General features: G+C 74.9%; 23 protein-coding genes and 2 pseudogenes. 14 read left to right on the top strand and 11 right to left on the bottom strand.

Annotated features, from left to right (window positions below; translation table 11 throughout):
* Nucleotides 1–627 (bottom strand): annotated as a pseudogene (locus Q0817_RS03105) (class I SAM-dependent methyltransferase); the annotation flags it as partial.
* Between the two features lie 200 nt (nt 628–827).
* Between Q0817_RS03105 and Q0817_RS03100 the strand changes: the two are divergent.
* Both Q0817_RS03100 and Q0817_RS03095 read left to right on the top strand, forming a co-directional pair.
* Complete coding sequence (locus Q0817_RS03100) at nt 828–1,499, top strand: hypothetical protein (protein WP_298583878.1); 672 nt, start codon at nt 828–830, stop codon at nt 1,497–1,499.
* Nucleotides 1,500–1,536: 37 nt separating this feature from the next.
* Nucleotides 1,537–1,890 (top strand): Sec-independent protein translocase TatB, encoded by a 354-nt coding sequence (locus Q0817_RS03095; RefSeq protein WP_298583871.1) that lies wholly within the window; start codon nt 1,537–1,539, stop codon nt 1,888–1,890.
* Nucleotides 1,891–1,932: 42 nt separating this feature from the next.
* Here the strand turns inward: Q0817_RS03095 and Q0817_RS03090 are convergent, their stop codons facing one another.
* The 3 genes from Q0817_RS03090 to Q0817_RS03080 are packed head-to-tail and all read right to left on the bottom strand — an operon-like array spanning nt 1,933 to nt 5,036.
* Nucleotides 1,933–3,120 carry an Mrp/NBP35 family ATP-binding protein gene (locus Q0817_RS03090; protein WP_298583867.1) on the bottom strand — a complete coding sequence of 396 codons (1,188 nt, stop codon included), beginning with the start codon at nt 3,118–3,120 and terminating at the stop codon, nt 1,933–1,935.
* Nucleotides 3,113–3,742, bottom strand: coding sequence for a DUF1003 domain-containing protein (locus Q0817_RS03085; RefSeq protein WP_298583861.1), 630 nt, complete (start codon nt 3,740–3,742; stop codon nt 3,113–3,115). Before Q0817_RS03085 ends, Q0817_RS03090 begins: the two co-directional genes overlap by 8 nt.
* Nucleotides 3,735–5,036 (bottom strand): magnesium transporter MgtE N-terminal domain-containing protein, encoded by a 1,302-nt coding sequence (locus Q0817_RS03080; protein WP_298583855.1) that lies wholly within the window; start codon nt 5,034–5,036, stop codon nt 3,735–3,737. The genes Q0817_RS03085 and Q0817_RS03080 overlap by 8 nt, the downstream gene beginning before the upstream one ends.
* A gap of 109 nt (nt 5,037–5,145) precedes the next feature.
* Here Q0817_RS03080 and Q0817_RS03075 point away from each other — a divergent pair, with 109 nt between their 5' ends.
* The gene (locus Q0817_RS03075; RefSeq protein ID WP_298583841.1) at nt 5,146–6,060 is read left to right on the top strand and encodes a general stress protein; all 915 of its coding nucleotides are present in this window, start codon (nt 5,146–5,148) and stop codon (nt 6,058–6,060) included.
* Nucleotides 6,061–6,078: 18 nt separating this feature from the next.
* Here Q0817_RS03075 and Q0817_RS03070 read toward each other — a convergent pair whose 3' ends face one another.
* Nucleotides 6,079–7,653: an aminopeptidase P family protein gene (locus Q0817_RS03070; protein ID WP_298583836.1), complete on the bottom strand. Its 1,575-nt coding sequence runs from the start codon at nt 7,651–7,653 to the stop codon at nt 6,079–6,081.
* Nucleotides 7,654–7,734: 81 nt separating this feature from the next.
* Here Q0817_RS03070 and Q0817_RS03065 point away from each other — a divergent pair, with 81 nt between their 5' ends.
* The 3 genes from Q0817_RS03065 to Q0817_RS03055 all read left to right on the top strand — a co-directional run bounded on the left by Q0817_RS03065 (nt 7,735) and on the right by Q0817_RS03055 (nt 10,739).
* Nucleotides 7,735–8,586: a PHP domain-containing protein gene (locus tag Q0817_RS03065; RefSeq protein WP_298583829.1), complete on the top strand. Its 852-nt coding sequence runs from the start codon at nt 7,735–7,737 to the stop codon at nt 8,584–8,586.
* 303 nt (nt 8,587–8,889) lie between these two features.
* Nucleotides 8,890–10,581: a sodium:solute symporter family protein gene (locus Q0817_RS03060; protein WP_298583823.1), complete on the top strand. Its 1,692-nt coding sequence runs from the start codon at nt 8,890–8,892 to the stop codon at nt 10,579–10,581.
* Nucleotides 10,582–10,607: 26 nt separating this feature from the next.
* The gene (locus Q0817_RS03055; protein WP_298583816.1) at nt 10,608–10,739 is read left to right on the top strand and encodes a putative transporter small subunit; all 132 of its coding nucleotides are present in this window, start codon (nt 10,608–10,610) and stop codon (nt 10,737–10,739) included.
* Nucleotides 10,740–10,820: 81 nt separating this feature from the next.
* Here the strand turns inward: Q0817_RS03055 and Q0817_RS03050 are convergent, their stop codons facing one another.
* From Q0817_RS03050 to Q0817_RS03030, 5 genes are all read right to left on the bottom strand, one after another.
* Nucleotides 10,821–11,678: a site-specific DNA-methyltransferase gene (locus Q0817_RS03050; protein ID WP_298583809.1), complete on the bottom strand. Its 858-nt coding sequence runs from the start codon at nt 11,676–11,678 to the stop codon at nt 10,821–10,823.
* A complete protein-coding gene (locus Q0817_RS03045; RefSeq protein ID WP_298584486.1) occupies nt 11,675–13,309 on the bottom strand; it encodes a DEAD/DEAH box helicase in 1,635 nt (544 codons plus the stop codon). Before Q0817_RS03045 ends, Q0817_RS03050 begins: the two co-directional genes overlap by 4 nt.
* A 424-nt stretch (nt 13,310–13,733) precedes the next feature.
* Complete coding sequence (locus Q0817_RS03040) at nt 13,734–13,970, bottom strand: DUF3107 domain-containing protein (protein WP_298583801.1); 237 nt, start codon at nt 13,968–13,970, stop codon at nt 13,734–13,736.
* A gap of 52 nt (nt 13,971–14,022) precedes the next feature.
* A complete protein-coding gene (locus Q0817_RS03035; protein WP_298583795.1) occupies nt 14,023–14,640 on the bottom strand; it encodes a TetR/AcrR family transcriptional regulator in 618 nt (205 codons plus the stop codon).
* Nucleotides 14,641–14,690: 50 nt separating this feature from the next.
* Nucleotides 14,691–16,016 carry a glutamyl-tRNA reductase gene (locus Q0817_RS03030; protein ID WP_298583789.1) on the bottom strand — a complete coding sequence of 442 codons (1,326 nt, stop codon included), beginning with the start codon at nt 16,014–16,016 and terminating at the stop codon, nt 14,691–14,693.
* A gap of 148 nt (nt 16,017–16,164) precedes the next feature.
* Here Q0817_RS03030 and hemE point away from each other — a divergent pair, with 148 nt between their 5' ends.
* The 8 genes and pseudogenes from hemE (at nt 16,165) to hemL (ending at nt 25,273) form a co-directional block, all read left to right on the top strand.
* Entirely contained in the window at nt 16,165–17,370 is a 1,206-nt protein-coding gene (hemE, locus tag Q0817_RS03025) for a uroporphyrinogen decarboxylase (RefSeq protein WP_298583782.1), read from the top strand.
* Nucleotides 17,367–18,902 (top strand): protoporphyrinogen oxidase, encoded by a 1,536-nt coding sequence (gene hemG / locus Q0817_RS03020; RefSeq protein ID WP_298583774.1) that lies wholly within the window; start codon nt 17,367–17,369, stop codon nt 18,900–18,902. Before hemE ends, hemG begins: the two co-directional genes overlap by 4 nt.
* Before the next feature lie 3 nt (nt 18,903–18,905).
* Nucleotides 18,906–19,658 carry a hydrogen peroxide-dependent heme synthase gene (gene hemQ, locus Q0817_RS03015; RefSeq protein WP_298583766.1) on the top strand — a complete coding sequence of 251 codons (753 nt, stop codon included), beginning with the start codon at nt 18,906–18,908 and terminating at the stop codon, nt 19,656–19,658.
* Nucleotides 19,655–20,863 (top strand): ferrochelatase, encoded by a 1,209-nt coding sequence (locus tag Q0817_RS03010; RefSeq protein ID WP_298583761.1) that lies wholly within the window; start codon nt 19,655–19,657, stop codon nt 20,861–20,863. Before hemQ ends, Q0817_RS03010 begins: the two co-directional genes overlap by 4 nt.
* Nucleotides 20,860–21,813 (top strand): hydroxymethylbilane synthase, encoded by a 954-nt coding sequence (hemC, locus tag Q0817_RS03005; protein ID WP_298583754.1) that lies wholly within the window; start codon nt 20,860–20,862, stop codon nt 21,811–21,813. The genes Q0817_RS03010 and hemC overlap by 4 nt, the downstream gene beginning before the upstream one ends.
* A 5-nt stretch (nt 21,814–21,818) precedes the next feature.
* A pseudogene (locus Q0817_RS03000) lies at nt 21,819–22,649 on the top strand (uroporphyrinogen-III synthase); the annotation flags it as partial.
* Nucleotides 22,650–22,892: 243 nt separating this feature from the next.
* Nucleotides 22,893–23,903, top strand: coding sequence for a porphobilinogen synthase (gene hemB, locus Q0817_RS02995; protein ID WP_298584484.1), 1,011 nt, complete (start codon nt 22,893–22,895; stop codon nt 23,901–23,903).
* Between the two features lie 53 nt (nt 23,904–23,956).
* The gene (hemL, locus tag Q0817_RS02990; protein WP_298583749.1) at nt 23,957–25,273 is read left to right on the top strand and encodes a glutamate-1-semialdehyde 2,1-aminomutase; all 1,317 of its coding nucleotides are present in this window, start codon (nt 23,957–23,959) and stop codon (nt 25,271–25,273) included.
* A 31-nt stretch (nt 25,274–25,304) separates the two neighbouring features.
* Here the strand turns inward: hemL and Q0817_RS02985 are convergent, their stop codons facing one another.
* The gene (locus Q0817_RS02985) at nt 25,305–26,159 is read right to left on the bottom strand and encodes a 3'-5' exonuclease (RefSeq protein ID WP_298583743.1); all 855 of its coding nucleotides are present in this window, start codon (nt 26,157–26,159) and stop codon (nt 25,305–25,307) included.
* Nucleotides 26,160–26,215: the final 56 nt, after the last annotated feature.

The following is a 26,215-nucleotide window of genomic DNA, read 5'->3' as shown; positions in this document are numbered from 1 at the left end:
GCGGACGGCCAGCAGCAGCCCCGAGCCGGTGGTCAGCAGGGCGGTGCTGAAGCGCTCATCCTCCCGGAACAGCCGGTGCACGGCCCGCATCGTCCGGGTGTTCTCCTCCCGGTTGGCCGGCTGCGCCACCTTGTCCTGGGACAGGGCGTCGTTGACCACGAGCATCCCGCCCGGTCGCAGCAGCCGGACCGCCTCCTCCGCGTAGTCCAGGGTCCCCTCGGCGTCGCCGTCGAGGAACACGAGGTCGTAGGCGCCGGCGCTCAGCCGGGGCATCACGAGGGACGCGCGGCCGGGGATGGTGCGGGTCCGGCTCGTGGGGACCCCGGCCTCCCGGAACGTGTCGCGGGCCGCGCGCAGCGCCCGGATGTCGGTGTCGATCGTCGTCAGCACGGACGTCCCGGGCAGCCCGCGCAGCAGGGCGAGCCCGGACACCCCGGCCCCCGTGCCCACCTCGACCACCGTGGCGGGCCGCGCCGCCGCCGCGAGCACGGTCAGGGCGGCGGCCGTTCCCGGGGTGACCGGGGGGATGCGCAGGGCGAGGGAGCGTTCCCGGGCGCGGTAGGCGAGCTCGTCCTCGGCGGCGAACGCCTCGGCGTACGACCAGCTCGTCGTCTTGTCCGCGCCCATGGTCCGCCCTTCGTCGCTGTAGTGGATGCGCGCCATCCTACCGGCTGAGCCCCTCCGCCCGGCCACCGTCCAGTCGGCATCCAGCTTGCCCGAGGATCATGGAGCCGTACACGGACTCGTCCGCGGCACCGACCGCGGCGCCGGGCGGACCCCGGGTCCGCCCGGACCGCGCTTCCCCGACCGCCTCACGAGGAGGACCGATGCCCCGCCCGGACCGCACCGCGCCGGTGCGCCGCAGCAGCGCGGTTCCCGTGGCGGCGGCCACCGTGAGTGCGGTGCTCACCCTGGTTCTGGGCACCGGCTACGCCGTCGGGCGCACGGTCGTGGCGGAGTCCCCGGACGGCGGCGGGGACCGGGTCCCGGTCTCGGCGTGGCGCGGCACCCACGGGGTGCTGCACGCGGACGAGGTGTCCGCGGACGGGCTGCGTGCGGAGGGGTGGACGCTGCCCACGCTGGCCTCGGACGGCTACCGGGTGGTCTCGATGACCCGGGGCAGCCTGTCCGGGCACCCGGTCGTGGCGGTCAGGCTGCACCGCGGCGAGGACGAGGTCGTCGTGGTCGAGCAGCGCGGGCGGGTCGACCGGGAGAACCCCATGGACGGGCTCACCGGGCTGCCCGTGAGCGCGGAGGGCCTCGAGCCCGTGGCCGTGGAGGGCGTGCCGCTGTGGGTGGACGCCGGGCCGCCGTGGCGGGCGGTGGTCGTGGGGGACGCGGTCGTCTACACGGTCACCGGGGACTCCGGCCCCTCCGAGATGGCCCGCACCGTCCACCTCGTCGTGGCCGACGAGCGGGGGCGTGTCGTGGAGCCCTCCGCGGGGGATCCCGGCGTCGTCGAGACGGTGGCGGCGGGTCTGCGCGAGATCTTCGGCTGAACGGGACCCGGCCCTCCGGCTGGTAAAATCAGCTCCTGTGCTCGGCATCAACGGCGGCGAAGCGATCATCCTGGTGCTCCTGGCCCTGTTCATCATCGGGCCGGAGCGGCTGCCGGAGTACGCGGAGAAGCTCAAGGACCTGGTCAAGGCCGCCAAGAGGTACGCGACCGGTGCCACCGAGGAGCTCAAGGAGACCCTCGGACCGGAGATCGCCGACGTCGACTGGCGCAGGCTCGACCCCCGCCAGTACGACCCCCGCACCATCGTGCGCCAGGCCCTGCTGGAGGACGACGAGCCGGCGGAGCCCGCCGCGCCGCGACCCCGCCCCGGGCCGGTGCTGACCCGGCTGGCCCCCGGCGAACGGGCCCCCTTCGACACCGAGGCCACCTGAGCCGACCCCGGCGGTCCGCTCGCGCGGACCACGGTGGTCGGCTCAGCGCGGCCCCAGGCCCAGCGGGCGCCCGGCGAGCCCGCGCGGGCGGGCGCCCAGCGCGTCGGCGACCGAGCGGAGCGCGACCGCGGCGGGCGAGCCCGGCGCCGACCACACCACCGGGCGGCCCGCGTCCCCGCCCTCGCGCAGGGCCATGTCGAGGGGCACCGCGCCGAGCAGCGGCACGTCGTAGTCCAGCCGGCGGGTCAGGGAGTCCGAGATCCGGGCGCCTCCACCGGCGCCGAAGAGTTCGAGCACGCTGCCGTCCGGCATCGGCATCCCCGCCATGTTCTCGATCACCCCGGCCACCTTCTGACCGGTCTGCACCGCGAGGGCCCCGGAGCGCTCGGCGACCTCGACGGCCGCCTGCTGCGGCGTGGAGACCACGAGCACCTCCGCCGAGGGCAGCAGCTGCGCCACGGAGATCGCGATGTCGCCCGTGCCCGGCGGGAGGTCCAGGAACAGGTGGTCCAGGTCCCCGAAGTGCACGTCCGTGAGGAACTGCTCGACGGCGCGGTGGAGCATCGGCCCGCGCCAGGCCACGGGCTGGTCCGGGTCCACGAACATCCCGATCGAGATGACCTTGAGCACCCCGGCCCGCCCGGAGTCCTCCCGGGCCGCCTCGGGGACCTCCACGACGGGGGGCAGGATCATGTCCCCGACCTGCGTGGGCGCCCGGTCGATGCCGAGCAGCCCGGGGACGGAGAAGCCGTGCACGTCCGCGTCCACGATGCCCACCGACCGGCCCCGCGCGGCGAGCGCCGCGGCGAGGTTGACGGTGACCGTCGACTTGCCGACCCCGCCCTTGCCGCTGGTCACGGCGTGCACCCGCGTCAGGGAGGACGGGTCGTTGAAGGGGACGGTCCGGGTGTGGCCCACCCGTTCCTTGAGGGCGGTGCGCTGCTCGGGGGTCATCACCCCGATCTGCACGTCCACGGAGCGCACCCCGTCCACGGTCGCCACGGCGTCCCGGACGTCCTGCTCGATGGTGGAGCGGAGGGGGCAGCCGCTGATCGTGAGCAGCACGTGCACGGCGGCGTGGCCGGCGTCGTCGAGCGCGGCGGAGCGGATCATCCCCAGCTCCGTCACGGGCCGGCGCAGCTCGGGGTCGAGCACCCGGTCGAGGGCGGCGCGCAGCGCGGGGTCGAGGGCCTCGGGGGCCAGGGCGTCGTCGGGTCTGGGTTCAGGCACGGGGGATCCCTCGGGTCTCGGGGGCGGCGGGGCGGTCGGGGTTCCTGCTCCTGCGGCGGGTGGTCCTCCTCGGCGGGGCCCCCGGCTCCTCGGTCTCGGGGGCGTCGTCCTGCGACTCCAGGATCTCCTCGAGCACCGAGCGCAGCTCCGAGCGCACGAAGTCGCGGGTGGCGACGTCGCGCAGCGCGATCCGCAGGGAGGCGATCTCCCGGGTCAGGTACTCGGTGTCGGCGAGGTTCTGCTGCGCCCGGCGGCGGTCCTCCTCCTGGGTCACCCGGTCCCGGTCGTCCTGCCGGTTCTGGGCCAGCAGCAGCAGGGGCGCCGCGTAGGAGGCCTGCAGCGAGAGCATCAGCGTGAGCAGCGTGAAGTTGAGGTCCTTCGAGTCGAACTGCAGCTCACGGGGGGCGATGGTGTTCCAGCCCAGCCACAGGGCCACGAACACGGTCATCCACAGCAGGAACTGGGGGGTGCCCATGAAACGGGCGAACCCCTCGGTCATCCGCCCGAAGGCGTCGGGGTTCGGCCGGAACCGGTCCAGCAGCCCGGGCCGGTGCTCGCGCGGCTGGTCGAGGGCGTTGACGCGGGTGCTGACGCGGGGGCGCCGGGGCTCGCGCTCACTCATACCGCTTGCCCACCTTCCGGATCGGGGTGCCGTCGTCGGCGGTGCGCCAGTCGTCGGGCAGCAGGGCGTCGAGGACGTCGTCGATCGTGATCGCCCCGACCACCCGGTCGTGGTCGTTGACCACCGGGATGATGGTGAGGTCGTAGGTCGCGAGCTCGCGGGCGACGTCCTGGAGGGACGCGAGGTCGGAGACCGGCTCGAGCGAGCGGTCGATGAGGTTGCCCACGGCCTCGGGCGGGGGGTAGCGCAGGAGCTTCTGGGTGTGCACCATGCCCAGGTACTTGCCGGTGGGCGTCTCCAGCGGCGGGCGGGAGACGATCACGGCCGCCGCGACGGCGGGGCTGAGCTCCTCCTGGCGGATGTGCGCGAGCGCCTCGGCCACCGTGGCCTCCGGCGGCAGGATGATCGGCACCGGGGTCATGAGCGAGCCGGCCGTGCCCTCCTCGTACTCCAGCAGGCGCCGGACGTCCTCGGCGTCCTCGGGCTGCATGAGCGCGAGCAGCGCCTCGGCCTGGGCGTCGGGCAGCTCGTTGAGCAGGTCGGCGGCGTCGTCGGGCTCCATCTCCTCGAGCACCGTGGCCGCGCGGTCCGGCTCCATGTTGGTGAGGATGTAGACCTGGTCCTCCTCCGGGAGCTCCTCGAGGACGTCGGCGAGCCGGTCGTCCTGGAGCTCGTGCGCGATCTCGAGCATCCGCTTGGCCGACATGTCGTGGAGCTCGTCGGCGAGGTCGGCGGGCTGCTGCTCCTCGTGGGAGGCCACCCACTGGGTGGCCGGCTGGTGGCCCGCGGCGGAGGGGTCGCCCGCGTCCTCCCAGTCGATGATCAGCGTCTCGTTGCGCCGGCGCATCAGGCCTCCGCCCGTGCCGGTGCGGCGGACGAAGAGCTGGGTGATCAGCCAGTCGCCGGTGTTGCGCTTGCGCTCCATCGCCATGTCCTCGACCGTGGCCGAGCCGGAGCCGTCGCGCAGCACCACGGTGCGGTCGAAGACCTCGCCGACGGCCAGGGTCTCCGCTCCGCGCTGCTCGAAGCGGCGCAGGTTCACGAGACCGGTGCTGATGATCTTCTCCGCGTCGATGCTGGTCACGCGGGTCATGGGCACGAACACGCGCTTCTTGCCGAGGACCTCCACCACGAGGCCGACCACGAGGGGGCGCCGCGAGGAGCGTCCGTACCGGGAGCTGCCGCGCATGAGCACGACGACGTCGCGCAGCCGGCCCAGACGGTCCCCCAGGGGGTCGAACACGTCGAGGCCGATGAGGCGCGCGATGAAGATCTTGTCGATGTGGCTGCTCACCGTACAAGACTACCCACCGGGTCCACGGGGCCGGTCCCGGGCCCGGGCGCCGGGCCCGGGACCCGGTGCGGGGCGCGGAGGAGCGGGCGGATGGGGGAGAATGGGGGGCATGAGCTCGCCACGGTCCCTGCCCCCCGCCAGCGCCACCGTCCGCGGTCTGCCGCGCGGGGAGGTGATCGGACGCTACGGCACCTACGTCGATGCGCAGAAGGCGGTGGACCACCTCGCGGACGAGCAGTTCGAGGTGGACCGGATCGCGATCGTCGGCAACGACCTGAAGTCCGTGGAGCAGGTGACCGGCCGGCTCAGCTACCCGAAGGTCGCGGGCCAGGGCGCGCTCAACGGCATGGTCTTCGGGGCCTTCCTCGGGATGATCCTGTCCCTGCTGGGCGGGGAGCAGTGGCTGTCCACCCTGCTGGTGTCGGTGCTGATGGGTGGGGCCTTCTGGATGCTGCTCGCCACCATCACCTACGCGATGCAGCGCGGGAAGCGGGACTTCACCTCCACCAACCAGATCGTCGCCACCTCCTACGACGTCGTGGCCGCCCCCGAGGTGGCCCAGCGCGCCCAGCAGGTGCTGCAGGGGCTGCGGGGGCTGCAGAGCCTGCCGCGGGCGGCGACCGGGCCGCGGCCCGGCCCGCAGCAGGGCCCGCAGCACGGCTCGCCGCAGTCCCAGCCCCCGGGCCGGCCCTCGGCCGGGGCCCCGTGGCAGCGGCCCTCCTACGGCGCCCCTGCCGGTGCCCCGGGGGAGCGGACGCCCGGCCCGGAGGCCCCGCCGGAGGGCCAGGGCGAGCGGACCGCCGCGCCCGGGCCCTCCGCGACGTTCCAGGACCTGCCCGACGGCCGCCCCCAGTACGGCATCCGGCTCCCCGCCGGCCGGCCGGCCGGGGACGGCGCCGGCCAGGAGACCGGCGGGCAGGGCCCCGCGGGACCGGGCTCCGCGGGACCGGGCTCCGCGGGACCGGGCTCCGCCGGGCAGGACCCCGCCGCCGGCGGGAGCACGTCCGCCGACGCCTCCCGCTGACGACCGCCGGCGGGAGGCTCAGCTCGGGTCGACGCCCTCCCGGGCGTGCCACAGCCCGGTCATCCACGCCTCGACCTCGTCCGGGGTGCGGGGCAGCCCGGAGGAGAGGTTGACGTTGCCGTCCTCGGTGATCAGGACGTCGTCCTCGATACGCACCCCGATCCCGCGGTACTCCTCCGGCACCGCGAGGTCCTCCTCCTTGAAGTAGAGGCCGGGTTCGATGGTGAACACCATGCCGGGCTCGATGACCCCGTCCACGTAGAGCTCCCGCTTGGCCTGCGCGCAGTCGTGGACGTCGAGGCCGAGGTGGTGGCTCGTGCCGTGCGGCATCCACCGGCGGTGGTGCTGGCCCTCCGCGGAGAGCGAGACCTCGGCGGGCACGGGCAGCAGCCCCCAGCTCTCCAGCCGCCGGGCCAGGACCTCCATGGCCGCGGCGTGCACGTCCCGGAACCGGTTGCCGGGCACCGCGGCGTCGAACGCGGCGTCGGCGGCCTCGAGGACCGCCTGGTAGATCCGCCGCTGGACCTCGGTGTAGCGCCCGTTCACGGGCAGGGTGCGGGTGATGTCCGCGGTGTAGAGGGAGTCGGCCTCCACCCCCGCGTCCACGAGGATCAGCTCCCCGGGGATGACCCGCCCGGTGTTGCGGATCCAGTGCAGGACCGTGGCGTTGTTGCCGCACGCGGCGATGGTGTCGTAGCCGAGGTCGTTGCCGTCCGTGCGGGCACGGGCGAAGAAGGCGCCCTCGACCATGCGCTCGCCGCGGTGGCGGTGGCCCGCGGCCGCGGGCAGCACGTGCACGATGTCGGTGAAACCGGCGATGGTCGCGTCCACGGCCTCGCGCAGCTGCCCGATCTCGTGGGCGTCCTTGACGAGCCGCAGCTCCGAGAGCGTCTCGGCGAGCTCGCCGTCGAGGGCGTCCGAGGACTCGAGGTCCACACCGGTGTTGATCCGGGAGGTGTCGACGAGGGCGTCGACGTTGAGGTCCACCTCGCGCACGAGCCGGATCCGCAGGCCGCCCAGCGCGGTGGGCCCGGCGTTCTTGGTCACCGCGTCCTCGAGGCCCCCGAGGTCGCGGGTGCGCAGCCCGTAGGCGGTCCCCAGCTCCTCGAGCGTGGGTCGGGGACCGACCCAGAACTCGCCGTTCTTGGCGTCGGCGTAGAACTCCTTCGAGTCCCGGCCGGCCATGGGGTGGAAGTACAGGGTGGCCTCGTGGTGGCCGCCGTCGTCGCCGGCGCCCTCCTCGACGGGCTCGAGGACCAGCACGGCGTCGGGCTCGTGGTCCACGCCCAGACCCGTGAGGTGCGCGAACGCGGAGTGCGGCCGGAACCGGTAGTCGGTGTCGTTGGAGCGGACCTTGAGCGGCCCGGCGGGGAGCACGAGCCGCTCGCCGGGGAACCGCTCGGAGATCCGCCGCCGCCGCTCGGCGGCGAAGTCCGCGACCGGGGCCCGCTCCACCTCGGCGGCCTCCGGCTCGGCCCACTGGGACGCCATGAACTGCTGGAAGGCGGCGGAGTCGGGGCGCTGGGACCGGTTCTCGACCCGGTCCGAGAGCGGCTGCGTGGCGTCCTGGGGTGTCGTGCTGTGCTCTGTCATGATTCCTTTCCTCGCGTCGTCCGTCTCATCGTGCCACGGGAGGCGGCGGGCCGTCCGGCCGGGGCCGGTATCGTGGAGCGGGTGAAGATCGACCTGCACACCCACTCGTCCGACTCCGACGGCACGGAGAGCCCGGCGGACGTCGCCCGCGCGGCGCACGCGGCGGGACTGGACGTGTTGGCCCTCACGGACCACGACACCACGTCCGGCTGGCGGGCGGCCGGGGACGCCGCCGTGGCGCTGGGCGTCGCCTTCGTCCCGGGCATGGAGATCTCCTGCACCACCGGCGACGGGATCTCGGTGCACCTGCTGAGCTACCTGCACGACCCGGAGGAGCCGGGGCTGCTCGCCGAGATCGAGTCCTCCCGCTGCTCCCGCCGCACCCGGGCCGAGCGCATGGTCGAGCTGCTGTCCGAGGACTACCCGATCGACTGGGACGTGGTCCTGGACCACGTGCACGAGGGCGCGACCGTGGGTCGCCCGCACATCGCCGACGCCCTGGTCACCGCGGGGATCGTGGAGAACCGCACCGCGGCCTTCGCCTCGGTGCTGCACAGCCGCTCCCGCTACTACGTCCCCCACTACGCACCGGACCCGGTGCACGCGGTGCGCCTCGTGCGGGCCGCCGGCGGCGTGCCCGTGTTCGCCCACCCGCTCGCAGCGGCCCGCGGCCGGGTGGTCGGCCCGGAGGTCTTCGAGGCCATGATCGACGCCGGACTCGGCGGGCTCGAGGTCGCGCACCGGGACAACCCCGACGACGCCCGGGCCCGCCTGGTCCTGATGGCCTCCGAGCACGACCTGGTGGTCACGGGCTCGAGCGACTACCACGGCGCCGGCAAGCCCAACCGGCTGGGCGAGAACCTGACGTCCGTCCAGTCGCTCGTGCGGATCGAGGAGCAGGCCACCTCCGGCGTGTCCGTGCGCTACCCCTGAGCGTTCCGCGGCCACGGGTCCTACCACCGCCCGTGGGCCGCACCGGGCCGCCGCGCCCCTGCCGGGGCGTGAGATCGCCCACACGCCACCCGGGGCCCGCAGGGGCGTCCCGCCCCGCCATGACGGGCTCGCACGGCCGGTCGCGGGGCCGCCGGCGCCCCGAGCCGGCCCTCGGCGGTGTGTTACGTTCGGCCCGGCCGCTCCCGGACGTGCGTCGATGCTGCAACGCCCCTGCGCGGCACCCTCCCGATCAGCCGGCGGCCGGTGCTTCGCGGTGCCCTCCGCCCCGACGAAAGGACCTGAATGCCGCCCGCCGCCATCGAACCGCCCTTCGGCCTCCTCCTCACCATCGGTCTCCTCGTGCTCTTCTACGGGGGGACCTTTCTCATGTCCGTGCGCATCGGGCACAAGAAGGAGAACGCGGACAGCTACATGACGGCCGGGCACGGGGTCGGCTTCGGCGTCTCCGCGGCATCCATGACCGCGACCTGGATCTGGGCGTCCTCGATGTACGCCTCGGTCACCTCCGGCTACACCTACGGCATCTCCGGTCCCATCCACTACGGGCTCTGGGGCGCGCTGATGATCCTGTTCATCTACCCGTTCGGCCGGAGGATCCGCAAGGTCGCCCCGCACGCCCACACCCTGGCCGAGGTGATGTACGCCCGGCACGGCCGCTCCAGCCAGCTCATGCTGGCCGGCTCCAACGTGGTCGGCAGCGTCATCAGCCTCATGTCCAACTTCATCGCCGGCGGCGCGCTCATCGCGATGCTCTCCCCGTTCAGCTTCGTGCAGGGCGTCGTCGTCATCGCCGTCGGCGTGCTGCTGTACACCCTCTGGTCCGGTTTCCGGGCCTCGGTGCTGACCGACTTCGCGCAGGTCGTGGCCATGCTCGGCGCGGTCGTGGTCATCGTCCCGGCGCTCTTCCTCCTCCTGGGCGGGCCGTCGCTGTTCACCGAGGGAGCCCAGAACCTCACGCCCGAACAGGGCACCTTCTTCTCCGGCGACGCGTTCCTCAACCAGGGCGCCCCGTACATCGCGGCCGTGCTGGCCTACGCGATCGGCAACCAGACCATCGCCCAGCGGCTCTTCGCCGTGCGGGAGGACCTCATCAGGCCGACGTTCATCACGGCGACGATCGGCTACGGCGCGACCATCATCGGCATCGGCATGATCGGTGTGCTCGCTCTCTACGCCGGGCTCGAGCCCGTGGGGGGAGACACCAACAACCTGCTCCCGCAGATCGCCGCCGGCTACCTGCCGGGCGTCCTGCTCGCCGTGTTCTTCGTCATGGTCATCGGCTCGCTCTCCTCGACCGCCGACTCCGACCTCTCCGCGCTCTCCTCGATCACCATGGCGGACATCTACGGCCAGGGCGTGCGCAGCCGGGGCCGGAGGGCCGATCCGCGGACGATGCTGCTCGTCGGCCGGCTGACCATGCTGGCCGCCACCGCGGTGGCCGTCGTGTTCGCGAGCCTGCAGCTGAACATCCTGGACCTGCTCGTGTTCGTGGGGGCGCTCTGGGGCGCGCTGGTCTTCCCCGTCATCGCGAGCTTCTACTGGGGCAGGGTCACCAACCGGGCGTTCACCGTCTCGGTGCTGGCCGCCCTCGCCGTGTTCCTGCCCGTGCGCTTCGGAGCCGTCCCCGCCACGGGGCCGCTGCCGCTGCTCGTGGAGGTCCTGGCCGTCCTCGGCGTGGGCGTGGTGCTGGGTCTGATGGTCTTCGGCTTCCTGGGCACCCGCCCCGCCGTGGTCGTCGGGGCGCTGGCTGCGCTCGCCTCGGCCCCGTTCGTGCTGGGCTTCCTGCGCGACTACGAGGCCCTCACGGGCTCCCTCGTCGCCTACGCGGTGAGCACGGTGGTGTGCTGGGCGATGTCCGTGCGCCACCGCGACGACTTCGACTTCGCCTCGATCCGGCGGCGCACCGGCGACTTCACCGACGACGCCGACGCCCCTGCCGAGAGGCCTCTCACCGCGGCCCGCGGCGCCCGCTGAATCCCGACGACCCCGGAAGGACCCCCATGTCCCCGCTCGCTCTCACCGTCTACGTCCTCGTCTGGCCCCTCCTCGTGGCCGGCACCCTGGCCGTGATCTGCACCGCCTTCGGCAAGGAGGCCGCCGAGGCCCGGCGCGAGGGGCACGACCTCATCTGAGCCCGTGCCCCTCGCACGACGACGTCGGGCCCGGACCGCGGCCGCGGTCCGGGCCCGACAGCCGTCACCGGGACCCCGCGCTCAGTCCCACACGGTCGCCCCCGGCAGGCGCGTGCGCATGACCTCGATCGCCTCCGGGTTGCGGTCCACGCACACGAACCGCCGGTCCAGCTGCCCGGCGGCCGCACCGAGCGTCCCGGAGCCGGCGAAGAAGTCCAGCACCCAGTCCCCGCGGGCGGAGCTCGCGGCGACCATCCGCCGCACCAGGCCCACGGGCTTCTGCGTGGGGTAGCCGGTCTTCTCCCGGCCGGTGGGGGAGACGATCGTGTGCCACCACACGTCCGTCGGCAGCTTGCCCAGCCGCACCTTCTCCGGGGTCACCAGGCCGGGGGCCATGTACGGCTCCCGGTCCACCTCGGCGCTGTCGAACAGGTACCGCCGGGGGTCCTTGACGTACACCAGGACGTTGTCGTGCTTGGCGGGCCAGCGACGCCGGGAACGACCGCCGTAGTCGTAGGCCCAGATGATCTCGTTGAGGAAGCACTCCCGCCCGAAGATCGCGTCCAACATGACCTTCGCGTAGTGCACCTCCCGGTAGTCCAGGTGCAGGTACAGCGTCCCGTCGTCGGCGAGCACCCGCCACGCCTGCCGCAGGCGGGGCTCCAGGAACCCCCAGTAGTCGGCGAACGCGTCGTCGTAGCTGCGCAGGGCCCCCAGCACGGTCGTGTAGGAGCGGCCGGCGAAGCCGGTGCGATCGCCCTCGCCGGCGGCGGCCGGGGTCACGCTGGACTCCCGGCGGCGCTGGGTGCGGCCCGTGTTGAAGGGCGGATCCACGTAGATCATGCGGAAGGCCCCGTCGGGCAGCCGCCGCAGGAGATCCAGGTTCTCCGCGGCGACCACCGCGTCGGGGCCCTCGGCGTCGAAGGCGAAAAGGCTCACTCGCCGGCGGTGCCGCTCTGCTCCTGCCGGGCTCCGCTGCCCTGGCCGCCGCCGCGGCGGCGCCGACGACGCCGGGTGGTGCCGTCCGGGGTCCGCTCCACCGAGGTCTCGCGGGCCTTCTCCCGGGTGGTCTCCCGGGCCGTCTCCCGCGGGCCCGTCGCGTCCTCGCGCGGGGCGGCGGACGCCGCGGCCTCGCCGCGGCGGCCACGGCCCTCGCCGCGACCGGCGCCACGGCCTGCGCCGCGGCCCTCACCGCGGCGGGAGTCGCCGCGGTCGCGGGAACGCCCGTCCCGGCCGTCGCCGCGCGGACCGCTCTTGCGTCCGCCGGGCTCGCCGAGGTCCTCGAGCACCTCGGCGCCGAGCCCCTCGTGGGTGCGCTTGGACCGGGGGAGCCGGCCCTTGGTGCCCTTCGGGATGCTCAGCTCCTCGTACAGGTGCTCGGAGGACGAGTAGGTCTCGCGGGGCTCGGGGATGCCGAGCTCCAGGGCCTTGTCGATCAGCCGCCAGCGCGGGATGTCGTCCCAGTCCACGAACGTCACCGCCGTGCCCTTGTTCCCGGCGCGGCCGGTGCGGCCGGTGCGGTGCAGGTAGGTCTTCTCGTCCTCGGGGCACTGGAAGTTGATGACGTGGGTGACGTCCTCGACGTCGATGCCGCGCGCGGCGACGTCCGTGGCCACGAGCACGTCGACCTTGTTGTTGCGGAACGCGCGCAGCGCCTGCTCGCGCGCGCCCTGGCCCAGGTCGCCGTGCAGCGGGGCGGCGGCGAAGCCGCGGGTGATCAGCTCGTCCGCGAGCTTGGCCGCGGCCCGCTTGGTCTTGGTGAACACGATCGTGCGCCCCCGGCCCTCCGCCTGCAGGATCCGGGCCACGACCTCGTCCTTGTCGAGGTGGTGCGCCCGGTAGACCACCTGGCGGATGTCCTTCTTGGTGGCGCCCTCGTCCGGCGCGGCGGCCCGGATGTGCATGGGCTTGGTCATGTAGCGGCGGGCCATGGCCACCACGGGCCCGGGCATCGTCGCGGAGAAGAGCATGGTCTGGCGGACCTCGGGCACGGCCGAGAGCAGCTTCTCGACGTCGGGCAGGAACCCGAGGTCGAGCATCTCGTCGGCCTCGTCGAGCACCACGGCCCGCACCGCGGAGAGGTCGAGGTGGCGCTGCCGGTTGAGGTCGATGAGGCGGCCGGGGGTGCCGACCACGACCTCGACGCCCGCCTGCAGCTCCTCGATCTGGGGTTCGTAGGCGCGGCCGCCGTAGATGGTCGCCACCCGGGCGTTCCGGGTCCGCGCGGCGGTCGCCAGGTCGTGGCCGACCTGGACGGCGAGCTCGCGCGTGGGCACCACGATGAGCGCCTGCGGGGCGCCCGGCTTCTTCAGCTGGTCCCATCCCGCGTCGCCGCGGCCCACGACACGCTGGACCACGGGGATGCCGAAGCCGAGGGTCTTGCCCGTGCCGGTCTTGGCCTGGCCGATGATGTCCTGGCCGGAGAGCGCCACCGGCAGGGTCATGGCCTGGATGGGGAAGGGGTGGACGATGCCCTCGGCGGCGAGGGAGTCCACGATGTCCTGGCGCACCCCGAACTCGGCGAAGTCCTGGGGCAGCGGCTCGGGGTGCTCGGTGGTCTCGACGACCACCTCGGGGGTGCCGTCGAGGGCGGCGTCGTCGCCGGACGCGGCGGCGTCCGGTGCGGTGTCGGTGATGTAGTCGGTCACGGTCGGGTTCCTTCGTTCGGGCACGCCCGGTGAAGGGAGGGGACCGGGGTCCGGCCTCCGGGCCGCCGTGCTGGCGGCCGCCGGGGGCGTGCGTTGGGTGGAAGCCGATCGTGAGCGTGCGCCGCCTCGACCGGGCGGGCCACGCGGGAGCGTGGCGCCCGGATCCGGTCCTGCGCGAGGCCGCCGTGCGGGGCCTGTTCGCGGGGAGCGGGGGCGAGTAGGTGTCTGTCGTTCGTGGGATCGCGGGTACGACCGGTCATCCAGTGCGCTTAACAGTGTAGCCCGACGACCGCGCACGTTCCGTGCGGTCGCCGGGCCGGGTCCGCCGTGGCCGGCGGACGGGGTCTCAGTCGTCCTTCGTGAAGGGCATGAAGCCCACGGGCCGCTTCTGCTCGGCGCCGACGGCGGCGTAGCCGATGACACCCCCGGGGACGACCGTCACGTTGCCCTTGGTGTCCGTGAGGGTCAGCGGGGATCCGGAGGAGACGGCCGCGGTGATCAGCTCCACGGCCTCCGGCGCCTCGAGGGAGGACTCGACGACGATCTCCCGGGCGACGTGCTGAACACCGATCTTGATTTCCATGGTTCCTCCTGGGCAGGGCTGCGGGCTTCGTCCCGGTCAGTCTAGGAGGGCGCTACTCCCAGTCCTCGTCGATGATCGAGATTCCGCCCCAAGCTAAACGGAAGATCTGCCGCTGGGCCTCCGCCCGCCCGCCGGTGCCCGGATTGCGGATCCAGTGCACCGCCGCGGTCTGCGCCATGCCGGTGAGGGAGCGGGAGACGAGCACCGCGTGCGCGTGGCTCAGCCCCGCGTTGGGCCCGAGGACCCCGGCGATCGAGTCCGCCACGGCCAGGTGGAAGTTCTCGAAGCGCTCCGCGACCTCCGGGTCCGCCAGCAGGTCCGACTCGAAGATCAGCCGGTGGGCCTCCGGATTGGCCTCCACGAAGCCGAAGTAGACGTCCAGCATGGACTCCACCCGTTCGCGGTTGACGTCGTTGCCCTGCAGCGCCGAGACGAGCCCGAGCGAGAGCTCCTCGAGGTAGTGGTCCACGAGGGCGAGGTAGAGCTCGCGCTTGCCGGGGAAGTGCTGGTACAGGACGGGCTTGCTCACCTGGGCGGCGTCGGCGATGTCGTCCATGGACGACCCGTGGTAGCCGTTCGAGGAGAACACGGTCAGCGCCGTCTCGAGCAGCTGCCGCCGGCGGGCCTCGCGCGGAAGGCGCGCGGGGCGCCCTCTCCTGGTCTCAGTCATGAACCGTTCCTCCTCAACCGACCGGCGGCGCCGGCCGAACGAATCCCGCCCTACCCCGCGGCCTGGGGGCGGCGGGTGACCTCCGGCGGCGCCGCGGCGGCCGGGGGCGCGGTCCGCTCCGCGGCGGGCGCGGGGACCTCGATCCCGTACAGCGCCGCGAGGCCGGTGATGTACTCGTCCTGCCGGCCCTGCGCGGCGAGCTCGCGCGCGCGGACGGTGGGGGTGTGCAGGAGGGAGCGCACCATGCGGCGCATCGCGAGCTCGATCTGCTCCTGCGCGGCCGTGCACCCGTGGTGGGAGGTGACCTTCTCGAGCTCGGCGTCGAGGACGGCCATGGTGTGCTTGCGCAGGGCGACGATCGCGGCGTCCATGTCGCGTGCGTCCTGGCTCGCGGCGAACTCCTGGGCGGCCCGCTCCACGATCCCGCTCGCGGCCTCGACGGACTCCCTGGTCTCCTCCGGGGCGGCCACGCGCACCGACTCGAGGGAGATGAGCTCGACCCCGGGCAGGTCCGCCACGGCCGGGTCGAAGTCCCGGGTGAGGGCGAGGTCGACCACGGTGCGGGGCCCTGCGGGGAACGCGGCGGCGCCCATGGGGGCGGAGCCGCCGCTGCAGCCGATGACGACGTCGGCGCGCTCCAGGGCCGCGGCCAGCTCCTCGGTCCCCACCGGCGTGCCGCCGCGGTTCTGCGTGAACTGCTCGGCCCGCCCCGACGCCGAGTACACCTCGATGTCGGCGCACCCACGGTCGCGGAGCGCGGCCATCGTCGCCCCCGCGTAGGCGCCCGTGCCGAACACGAGGGCCCGGCGCGACGGCCAGGTGCCGGTCGTGACGTCGTCGGCGAGGTCCAGGGCCACGGAGACGATGGAGCGGCCCCGCTCGCCGAGGGCGGTCTGCGTCCCCACCTTGCGGGCGGTGCGCGCGGCGGCCTCGAACAGCCGCAGCAGCGTGCCGGAGACCGTCCCGGCCTGCTGGGCGTCGTTGAGGGCGCGCCGGACCTGCCCGGTGATCTCGCGCTCGCCCACCACGGCGGACTCCAGGCCGGAGACCACGGTGAAGAGGTGGCGCGCGGCGCCGGAGTCGGTGAAGGCCCGCAGGGAGTCGGCCACGAACTCGGGGTCGAGCCCGGCGCGGGAGCCGATCTGCTCGGCGAGGTCGGCCAGCACCCGCTCCAGCGTCGCACCGGAGGAGGTGCCCGGCACGTCCTCGAGCTCGCCGTAGATCTCGAGCCGGTTGCACGTCGAGAGCGTCACCGCGCCACGGAGGGGGCCGCCGCGGACCATCTCCTCGGACAGCCCGAGCGCACCGGTGCTGAGACGCGCAACGGTGTTCAGATCGACGTTCTGGTGGGAGGCGACGAGTGCGAAGAGGACCACAGTGCATTCATACTAGACGGTCACCGCGGATCCGCGCCTCGGTGACGTCCGAGAGAACGCTCACGCCCGCCCCCGCCCGGCCGCCCCGGCCCCCGGTGACGCTGCGTCGGTAAACGACGTCGGTGTTCCTTGGCACAATGGGAGCACTATGCCTACCACCCCTGAGACGGCGAGCACGCCGGACACGTCGACCGCAGCCGTTCCCGGGCACCCCACGGGCGGCACCCACCCCTCGACGGCGTTCCGGCGCCTGACCGGATCCCTCGGGGCGCTGCCGCAGGGCCATCCGCTGCGCTCCGCCGGCACGCTGGACGCCCCGCTGCTGCAGGCCCTCACGGGCCGCGCGCCCGACCGCCGCCCGGTGTGGTTCATGCGGCAGGCGGGCCGGTCCCTGCCGGAGTACCGGTCCCTGCGCCAGGGCACCGCGATGCTCGACGCCTGCCTGGACCCGGAGATGGCCGCGGAGATCACGCTGCAGCCGGTGCGCCGGCACGACGTCGACGCCGCCATCTTCTTCTCCGACATCGTCGTGCCCATGCGCGTGGCCGGGGTGGACGTCGAGATCGTGCCGGGCCGCGGGCCCGTGCTGGAGCGCCCGGTGCGCACGGCCGCCGACGTCGCCGCCCTCCCCGAGCTCTCCGAGGGCTCCCTCGACCCGATCCGGGAGGCCGTCGCCCGCACCGTCGCGGAGCTCGGCGCGACCCCGCTCATCGGCTTCGCCGGGGCCCCGTTCACCGTGGCCGCCTACATGGTCGAGGGCGGGCCCTCCCGGGACCACCTGTTGCCGCGCACGATGATGCACGCCGATCCTGCCGCCTGGCGGGCGCTCGCCGAGTGGGCGGCCCGGACGTCCGGGGCGTTCCTGCGCGCCCAGGTCGAGGCCGGCGCCTCGGCCGTGCAGCTCTTCGACTCCTGGGCGGGCTCCCTGTCCCTGGCCGACTACTCCGCGCACGTCCTGGAGCACTCGGCGGCCGCGCTGCGCGCCGTCGAGGACCTCGCCGTGCCGCGCATCCACTTCGGGACGGGCACGGGCGAGCTCCTCGCCGCGATGCGGGACGCCGGCGCGGACGCGGTGGGCGTGGACTACCGCATCCCGCTGGCGGAGGCCAGCCGGCGGCTCGGTGGGACCACCGTCCTGCAGGGCAACATCGACCCGGCCCTGCTCGGCGCGCCCTGGCCCGTGCTCGCGGAGCACGTGCGCGAGGTGCTGCGGGGCGGGGCCACGGCCCCGGGACACGTCGTCAACCTGGGCCACGGCGTGCCGCCGGGGACCGACCCGCAGGTGCTGACGGACCTCGTGTCCTTCGTCCACGGCCGGCCGCTGGAGCAGCCCCGGGGCGGTGACCGGCCGTGAGCGCGGAGCCGGACGGCCCGCCCGCCCGCCGGACCCCGCCCCGCTCCGCCCTCGTGGTGGGGGGCGGCGTCTCCGGGCTCGTGGCCGCCCGTGACCTGGCGGCTCGCGGGCTGCGCGTCACCCTGGTCGAGGCCGAAGACCACCTCGGCGGAGCCGTCGGCGCCCACCAGGTGGCGGGCCTCGTGCTGGACTCGGGCGCCGAGTCCTTCGCGACCCGCTCCCGGGCAGTCCCCGACCTGCTGGAGGAGCTCGGGCTCGGCGAGCGCGTGGTGCACCCCAACCGATCCGGCTCGTGGCTGTTCCTGCCGGAGGGCGCCGTGCCCGCGCCCGACTCCGGGATCCTCGGCATCCCCGCGGACCCCACCGCCCCCCGGCTGCGGGCGGCCCTGGGCCGGGCCGGCATGCTGCGCGCCGGCCTCGACCGCAGACTGCCGGCGTTCGTGGGCATGACCGAGCGCTCCCTCGGCGGTCTCGTCCGGGCCCGGATGGGGGAGCGGGTGGTCGACCGGCTCGTCGCGCCCTTCGCCACGGGCGTGCACTCCGCCCACCCCGACGACCTCGACGTCGACGCCGTGGCCCCCGGGCTGCGCAGGGCCCTGCGCGAGCACGGCTCCCTCGGCGCCGCGGCGGGCGCCCTGCGCCGCGCCGCGCCCGCGGGGGCGAACGTGGCCGGGCTTCGCGGCGGCATGAACGCCCTGTCCGAGACGCTCGTGCACGACCTCGAGCGGGCCGGCGTGAAGCTCGTCACCGGCTATGACGTCATCGCCCTCGACCGCGACCCCCGCCGCGAGGGCTGGATGGTCATCCAGCGCCAGCCGCGCCATGGGCACAAGACCGCCGTGGCCCGCGGCGAGCTGCTCGTGATGGCCACCGACGGCACGACCGCCGTCCGGCTCCTCGCCGGCCACGAGGCCGGGCTCCAGCGGTTCGCCCCCGAGGCCGGGCCGCAGGTGGCCCTGGCCACGCTCGTGGTCGACGAGCCGCGCCTCGACGGCGCCCCCCGGGGCACCGGCCTGCTCGTGAGCGAGGACGCCCGCGGCGTGCGCGCCAAGGCCCTCACCCACGCGAGCGCCAAGTGGGACTGGGTCCGGGAGGCCGCCGGCCCCGGCCGGCACGTGCTGCGGCTCTCCTACGGCCGCCCCCGGACCGACGCCGCCGTCCCGCCGGAGGTGGCCCTGCCCGACGACCAGCTCATCCGCCTCGCCCTCTCGGACGCCTCGACCCTGATGGGGATGCCCCTGCGGCCCGGCCAGCTCGTCGGCGCGGACATCGTGCGCTGGCGCTCCGCGCTGCCCCGCGCCGGCGTCGGGCACGCCCGGCGCGTCGCCGACTTCCGGCGGTCGCTCGCGGTGCTGCCCGACGCCGTCGCGGTCGGCGGGTGGCTCGCGGGCACGGGCCTCGCCTCCGTCGTCGCCGACACCCGATCCCAGGTCCGTGCCCTGCTCGCCGAGGCGGGCGTCCCGGACCGCGCCGCGCCGGCCGCCTCCGAGCCGGCACGGACCCCACCGACCAGCACCCGACGAAAGGACTGAGCCTTGTCCCACGACACCAGCTCCCACGAGAACGGCGGCCGTCCGGCCGACCGGCCCGAGGCGACGGAGGAGGGGGGCGCGGAGCAGCTGCACTGGGCCGTCTGGTCCGTGTTCGCCCGCCCCGCCGGCGGCGCCGGGGCCCGGACGGCCGGCGACGACGCCTCGGCGGCCACCGAGTTCGACGGCGTGGTCGAGCAGCTGGCGGCCGAGGGCGTGACGCTGCGCGGCGCCTACGACGTCTCGGGGATGCGCGAGGACGCCGACGTCCTCACGTGGCTCCACGGCGACGACCCCCAGGCGCTCCAGTCGGCGGTCCGCCGGCTGCGCCGCACGGAGCTCCTGGCCGGCACCGGGCAGGCCTGGAACGCGATGGGGGTCCACCGGGACGCCGAGTTCACCCGGAACCACTCGCCGTCCTTCGCCCGCGGCGTCGCCCCGGAGGACTGGGTCTGCGTCTACCCGTTCGTGCGCTCCTACGAGTGGTACTACATGAACCCCCAGCGCCGCGCCGAGATGCTGCGCAACCACGGCATGGCCGCACGCGACTACCCGCAGGTCCTCGCGAACACCATCGCGTGCTTCGGGCTCAACGACTACGAGTGGCTGCTCGCGCTGGAGGCCCCCGAGCTGGTGGACCTCGTCGACGTCATGCGGGCCTTCCGCAACACGGAGGCCCGGCTGCACGTGCGCGAGGAGACGCCGTTCTACACGGGCCGCCGGGTGGGCGCCGAGGAGCTCGCGGAGGTGCTCCGATGAGCGCCGAGAACGCCCTGTCGCGGGCCCGGGCGCACGCGCCCGAGCAGTACGACGCCGTGGTCCTCTCGTCCTTCGGGGGGCCGGAGGGGCAGGACGACGTCCTGCCGTTCCTGCGCAACGTCACGCGGGGCCGCGGCATCCCCGACGAGCGGCTCGAGGAGGTCGCCACCCACTACCGGGCCAACGGCGGCGTGAGCCCCATCAACGACCAGAACCGCGCCCTGCGCTCCGCCCTCGAGGCCGAGCTGCTCGGCCGGGGCCTGAGCGTGCCCGTGCTGTGGGCCAACCGCAACTGGGCGCCCTACGTGGCCGACGTCGTGCGGGAGTGCCACGCCCGCGGGATGCGCAAGCTCCTGGTGCTCGCGACCAGCGCCTACTCCAGCTACTCCGGCTGCCGCCAGTACCGCGAGGACTACGGCGTGGCGCTCGAGGAGCTCGGCCTCACGGGGGAGATGCAGGTCGACAAGGTCCACCAGTACTACGACTCCGAGGGCTTCGTGCAGCCCTTCGTCGAGGGCCTCCGGGAAGGCCTCGCGCAGGTGCGCGGGCGTCTCGGCGCCGACGGCGGAAAGATCGCGATCCTGTTCTGCACCCACTCCATCCCCACGACCGACGCCGAGGCGTCCGGGCCGGCGCGGATGGACTTCGAGGAGAACTCCGCCTACGTCGCCCAGCACCTGGCCGTGGCACGGACCGTGCTCGAGCGGGTGGGGCCCGAGGAGCTCGGGGACCACACCTGGGACCTCGTCTACCAGTCCCGCTCCGGGCCCCCGCAGGTGCCGTGGCTCGAACCGGACGTCAACGACGCGCTCGAGGAGGTCGCCGAGCGCGGTGTCGCCGGCGCGGTCCTCGTGCCGCTGGGCTTCGTCTCCGACCACATGGAGGTCAAGTGGGACCTCGACACCGAGGCCCTGGAGACCTGCGAGCGGCTCGGCCTGCCGGCGGTGCGCACCCCCACCGCGGGCACGCACCCGACGTTCGTGGCCGGGCTCGCGGACCTCGTGGAGCAGCGCGTCGCCGGGCGCGCCGCCCCGCCGCGCGTCTCCGCCTGCGCCCGGGGCACGTGGTTCGACGACTGCGCCCCGGACTGCTGCGTCAAGGTGCTGCGCGGCGCCACCGGCCCCCGTCCGACCATGGCGCAGCGACCCGAGGGCGAGCCCCTCCCGGTCGACCTCGACGACGCCGGGGAGGTGCGGTGGGCATGACGGCCGCAGGGCAGGGGCTCCCGGGGTTCCGGGTCGGCACCCGCGGCTCCCGGCTCGCGCTCACCCAGACCACCACGGCGGCCCGCGCCGTCGCGGCGGCGGGCGGGCTGGAGCCGGAGCTCGTCACGATCCGCACCGAGGGCGACGTCCTCACCGGGCCCCTGTCCCAGATGGGCGGCACCGGGGTCTTCGCCACGGCCCTGCGGGCCGCGCTGCTGGCCGGCTCCGTGGACCTGGCCGTGCACTCCCTCAAGGACCTGCCCACCGCACCCGTCCCCGGGCTCGAGGTGGCCGCGGTGCCGGTGCGGGAGGATCCCCGGGACGCCCTGTGCGCCCGTGACGGGCTGACCCTGACCGGTCTGCCCGCCGGGGCGAAGGTCGGCACCGGCTCGCCGCGCCGCGCGGCGCAGGTGCGCGCGGCGCGCCCGGACCTGGAGATCGTCGACATCCGCGGCAACGTGGGCACCCGGCTGGGGCGGGTGGCCCCCGGCGACCTCGACGCCGTGGTGCTCGCCGCCTCCGGTCTCCGGCGGCTCGGACTGGAGGACGCGATCACCGAGCTGATCGACCCGTCCGTCATGCTCCCCGCCCCCGGCCAGGGAGCCCTGGCCCTGGAGTGCCGCACCGAGGACGCCTCCGGCGATGCCCCGCTCGCCGCCGGCCTCGCCGCCGTGGACCACCTGGAGACACGGCTGGCCGTGACCGCGGAACGGGCGCTGCTGACCCGGCTCGAGGCCGGGTGCGCCGCCCCCGTGGGCACCTTCGGGCGGATCGAGGACGGCGAGCTCGTGCTCGACGTCGTCGTGGCCGACCCGGACGGCAGCCGGGTCATGCGCCGCGGCGGTCGCGCCGCGGCGCTCGGCGTCGACGCCGCCCGGGACCTCGGCTTCTGGCTGGGCGACGAGCTGCTCGCCGACGGTGCCGGCCGACTGGCCCGGTTGACGCTCTGAGCCCCGTGCCGCGCCCCGGCCCCGCCGACCGCTCCGCCGACCCCGCCGCCCTGCGCGGCGCCAGGGTCGTCGTCACCCGCTCCGCCGACCGGGCCCGGGAGCTCGTGGGGCTGCTGCGCGGGCACGGGGCCCGGGTCCGGCTCGCCCCGCTGCTGGAGGCCACCCTGCCCCCCGACACCGCTCCCGTGACCGCCCTCCTCGACCGTGCGGCGGACCCGGCGTCCGCCGCACGGACCTGGCTGGCGGTGACCTCGGTGACCACGGTCCGGGCGCTGCGGGCGGTCGCCGGGGACCCGGCCGGGGCGCCGCTGGGCGACCGGCTCGCGCCGGCACGGCGGGCCGGTCTGCGCGTCGCCGCGGTGGGGGACGCCACGGCCGCGGCTCTCGCGGCGGCGGGACTGCCGCCGGACCTGGTGCCCGGCACCGCGCACTCGGCCGCCGGGCTGCTCGCCGACTGGCCGCCGGAGCCCGCTCCCGGCACGGTCCTGCTGCCGCTCTCCGCCCGGGCGCGGCCCGTGCTCGAGACCGGCCTGACCCGGCGGGGGTACCGGGTCCTGACGGCCACGGCCTACGAGACCGTGCCGTGGCCGGCCGCCGCGCCCCTCGTGCGGCCGGCTCCGGACGACGACGTGGCGGAGCTCCACCGGTCGGACCTGCTGGCCGTCCTGGCCGGGGGCGAGGTCGACGCCGTGGTGCTCACGGCACCGTCCCACCTCGCCGAGCTCGTCGGCGGCGACCCCGCGGTCCTGGCGGGCACCGTCCTCGTGGCCATCGGCGAGCCCACGCGCCGCGCCGCCGCCGACCTCGGCCTGCCCGCCGTCGCCGCGGTCCTGCCCACCCCGGAGGGGATCCGCGACGCCCTCGCCCGGGCCCTCGCGGACCCGGGGCGGACCGCCCGCGCCGCGGCGGCGGCACCCGCTCCGACTCCGCCGGACCCGGCACCGCCGACACCGCCGGTACCCGGGCCCCCGGCGCCGGCCCCCGCGGCACCTGCACCGACGACACCGTTCCCGACGACACCGTTCCCGACGACACCGTTCCCGACGACACCGTTCCCGACGACCGAGGAGACGAACTCCGTGACCCACCGAACCCCGCGCTACGACCTGGTCTCCCGCCCCCGCCGCCTGCGCACCACCCCCGCCGTGCGCCGTCTCGCCGCGCAGACCAGGGTCCACCCGTCCGACCTGATCCTGCCCGTGTTCGTCCGGGAGGGCCTCGCCGAGCCGGCCCCGCTCGGCTCCATGCCGGGGGTCGTCCAGCACTCCCTGGACTCCCTGCGCCGGGCCGCCGCCGAGGCTGCGGCGAAGGGCCTCGGCGGGTTCATGGTCTTCGGCGTGCCCGCAGAGCGGGACCCCCAGGGCAGCGCCGGGTGCGACCCCGAGGGCATCCTGAACCGGGCGCTGCGAGCCGTCCGCGCGGAGGTCGGCGACGACCTCGTCGTCATGGCCGACCTGTGCCTGGACGAGTTCACCGACCACGGCCACTGCGGCGTCCTGGCCGACGACGGGACCGTGGACAACGACGCGACCCTGGAGGTCTACGGCCGGATGGCCGTGGCCCAGGCCGAGGCGGGCGCCCACGTGCTCGGCCCCTCCGGCATGATGGACGGCCAGGTCGGCGTGATCCGCTCCGCCCTCGACGAGGCCGGGCACCCCGACGTCGCCGTCCTGGCCTACTCCGCGAAGTACTCCTCCGCGTTCTACGGCCCGTTCCGCGAGGCCGTGGACTCCCAGCTCCAGGGCGACCGGCGCACCTACCAGATGGACCCCGCCAACCGCAGGGAGGCGCTGCACGAGCTCCAGCTGGACCTGGACGAGGGCGCCGACATGGTCATGGTCAAACCGGCCATGAGCTACCTCGACATCCTCCGCGACGTGGCCGAGGTCTCCCCGGTGCCCGTGGCCGCGTACCAGATCTCCGGCGAGTACGCCATGATCGAGGCCGCCGCGGCCAACGGCTGGATCGACCGGAAGGCCGCGATCCAGGAGTCCGTGCTGTCCATCCGCCGGGCCGGCGCCGACTCCGTGCTGACCTACTTCGCCGTCGAGCTCGCGGACTGGTTCCGCGACGAGAACGGCCTCTCCTGACCCCCACCGTCCCCCGAGCCGGCACTCCCGGCGGAAGGAAACAGACAGAACCCATGAGCGTTTCCCAGGAACTCTTCGACCGCGCGCGCAAGGTCATGCCCGGCGGGGTCAACTCCCCGGTGCGGGCCTACGCGTCCGTGGGCGGAACCCCGCCCTTCATCACCGCGGCCAAGGGCCCGTACCTCACCGACGCCGACGGCCGCGAGTACGTCGACCTCGTCAGCTCGTGGGGGCCCGCCCTCGTCGGGCACTCCCACCCGGCCGTGATCGAGGCCGTGCACGAGGCCGTGGAGCGCGGCCTGTCCTTCGGGGCCACGACGCGCGGGGAGACCGAGCTGGCCGAGCTCGTGGTCGAGCGGGTCGGCGCGATCGACGAGCTGCGCATGGTCTCGACCGGCACCGAGGCGGCCATGACCGCGATCCGGCTGGCCCGCGGCGTGACCGGCCGGGACCTCGTCGTGAAGTTCGCCGGGTGCTACCACGGGCACGTGGACTCCCTGCTGTCCGAGGCGGGCTCCGGCGTCGCGACCCTCGCCCTGCCGGGCTCCGCCGGGGTCACCGCGGCCACCGCGGCCGAGACCCTGGTGCTGCCCTACAACGACCTCGATGCCGTGGAGGAGGTCTTCGCCGCGCACCCGGGCCGGATCGCCGCCGTCATCACGGAGGGCGCGCCCGCCAACATGGGCGTGGTCGCCCCCGGCGAGGGCTTCAACGCCGGCCTGCGCCGGATCACCCGTGAGCACGGGGCCCTGATGATCTTCGACGAGGTCCTGACCGGGTTCCGCGTGCACGAGGCCGGCTACTGGGGCCTCACCGCCGCCGGCGAGGACGGCTGGGAGCCCGACCTGTTCATGTTCGGCAAGGTCATCGGCGGCGGCCTGCCGGTCGCCGGCGTGGGCGGTCGGGCGGCGGTCATGAACCACCTGGCGCCCCTGGGCCCCGTCTACCAGGCCGGCACCCTGTCGGGGAACCCGGTGGCGATGGCGGCGGGAGCGGCGACCCTGCGCACCGCGGACCGGATCGCCTACCAGACCGTGGACCGGCGCTCTGCGCAGCTCCAGGAGGCGGTGCGCGCCGCGCTGACGGAGGCCGGGGTCGACCACTCCGTCCAGTCGGCCGGCAGCCTGTTCTCGGTCGCCTTCGGCACCTCCGCCACGGGAGTGCACGACTACGCGCAGGCCAAGGCGCAGGAGACGTACCGCTACCCGGCGTTCTTCCACGCGATGCTCGACCAGGGCGTCTACCTGCCCCCGTCGGTCTTCGAGGCGTGGTTCCTCTCCGCCGCCCACGACGACGCCGCGATGGACCGGATCGTGTCCGCCCTGCCGGCCGCGGCCCGCGCGGCCGCCGAGGCCCGCCCGGCCGCCTGAGCCCGGACCGCGCCGCCGTCCCCGGGAGCGCTCAGGCGTCCTCGGGGCGGCGGAGCGGCCAGGCACAATCGACCACGGCATCCGGCCGGGTCCGGCGGAAGTACTCCTGGAGGCTCGCGGCCTGCTCGGCGGCCCAGCCGATCTGGTCGGCGTGCAGCTCGGCCGCGGGGCGCACCAGCTCGGGGAAGCGGCGGGCCATCAGCACCGCGAGCCGCTCCGTGGCGAGCGAGTCCGCCGCCGAGGTGTGCGCCGCGGTGAGCTCGACGCCGTACTCCTCGCACAGCGCCCCGAGGGTGCGCTTGCCGCGCCGGTACCGGTGCACCTGCTTGTTGAGCACGTAGGGGTCCAGCACCGGGAAGGGCTGCCGGACCTCGACCCCGTGGCGCCGGCCCTCGTGGGCGAGGACCGTGAAGTCGTAGGAGGCGTTGAACACCAGCACGGGCGTGCCCTCGGCGAAGAGGGCGTCCAGGACGCCGGCGATCTCCGCGACCACCTCCGCGGCCGGTCGTCCCTCGGCGCGGGCCCGGTCGGTGCTCACCCCGTGCACGGCCGCGGCCTCCTCGGGGATCTCCACCCCCGGGTCCGCCAGCCACTCCCACTCGTCCGTCACGGCGCCCCCGGCGTCGGTGCGCACCACGGACGCCGTGACGATGCGGGCCGTGTGCGGGTCGCGGCCGGTCGTCTCGAGGTCGAACGAGGCGCGCGGGCCCTCGGTCCACGCGGCGGCCCCGTTCCCGGCGCCGGACGGCCTCTCAAGGTCGAAGAGCACGTCCTGCTCCGCGGCGTCGTCCGGCGCGGGCGGAGCATCCCGCGGCGCGCGCAGCGGGGCGGCGTCGAACAGGGGCAGCTGGTCGGTGGGGCCGGCGGGGCCTGAGGGCGAGGACATGGCTCCCACCGTACCGGCCCCCTCCGACCCGGCACGCACGCCCGGTCCCGGGCGCC

It is taken from the genome of uncultured Kocuria sp. (assembly GCF_947500125.1).
GTDB lineage: Bacteria > Actinomycetota > Actinomycetes > Actinomycetales > Micrococcaceae > Kocuria.
Note: the sequence above shows the minus strand (reverse complement) of the source record. Positions and strands in the feature narration are given on the sequence as shown.

Coding starts and splice junctions, on each gene's coding strand:
- Q0817_RS03035 (WP_298583795.1), bottom strand. CDS start 14,640: ATGACTGAGACCAGGAGAGGGCGCCCCGCGCGCCTTCCGCGCGAGGCC.
- Q0817_RS03055 (WP_298583816.1), top strand. CDS start 10,608: ATGTCCCCGCTCGCTCTCACCGTCTACGTCCTCGTCTGGCCCCTCCTC.
- hemC (WP_298583754.1), top strand. CDS start 20,860: ATGACGGCCGCAGGGCAGGGGCTCCCGGGGTTCCGGGTCGGCACCCGC.
- Q0817_RS03040 (WP_298583801.1), bottom strand. CDS start 13,970: ATGGAAATCAAGATCGGTGTTCAGCACGTCGCCCGGGAGATCGTCGTC.
- Q0817_RS03100 (WP_298583878.1), top strand. CDS start 828: ATGCCCCGCCCGGACCGCACCGCGCCGGTGCGCCGCAGCAGCGCGGTT.
- Q0817_RS03060 (WP_298583823.1), top strand. CDS start 8,890: ATGCCGCCCGCCGCCATCGAACCGCCCTTCGGCCTCCTCCTCACCATC.
- hemE (WP_298583782.1), top strand. CDS start 16,165: ATGCCTACCACCCCTGAGACGGCGAGCACGCCGGACACGTCGACCGCA.
- Q0817_RS03070 (WP_298583836.1), bottom strand. CDS start 7,653: ATGACAGAGCACAGCACGACACCCCAGGACGCCACGCAGCCGCTCTCG.
- Q0817_RS03085 (WP_298583861.1), bottom strand. CDS start 3,742: ATGAGTGAGCGCGAGCCCCGGCGCCCCCGCGTCAGCACCCGCGTCAAC.
- Q0817_RS03075 (WP_298583841.1), top strand. CDS start 5,146: ATGAGCTCGCCACGGTCCCTGCCCCCCGCCAGCGCCACCGTCCGCGGT.
- Q0817_RS03010 (WP_298583761.1), top strand. CDS start 19,655: ATGAGCGCCGAGAACGCCCTGTCGCGGGCCCGGGCGCACGCGCCCGAG.
- hemL (WP_298583749.1), top strand. CDS start 23,957: ATGAGCGTTTCCCAGGAACTCTTCGACCGCGCGCGCAAGGTCATGCCC.
- Q0817_RS02985 (WP_298583743.1), bottom strand. CDS start 26,159: ATGTCCTCGCCCTCAGGCCCCGCCGGCCCCACCGACCAGCTGCCCCTG.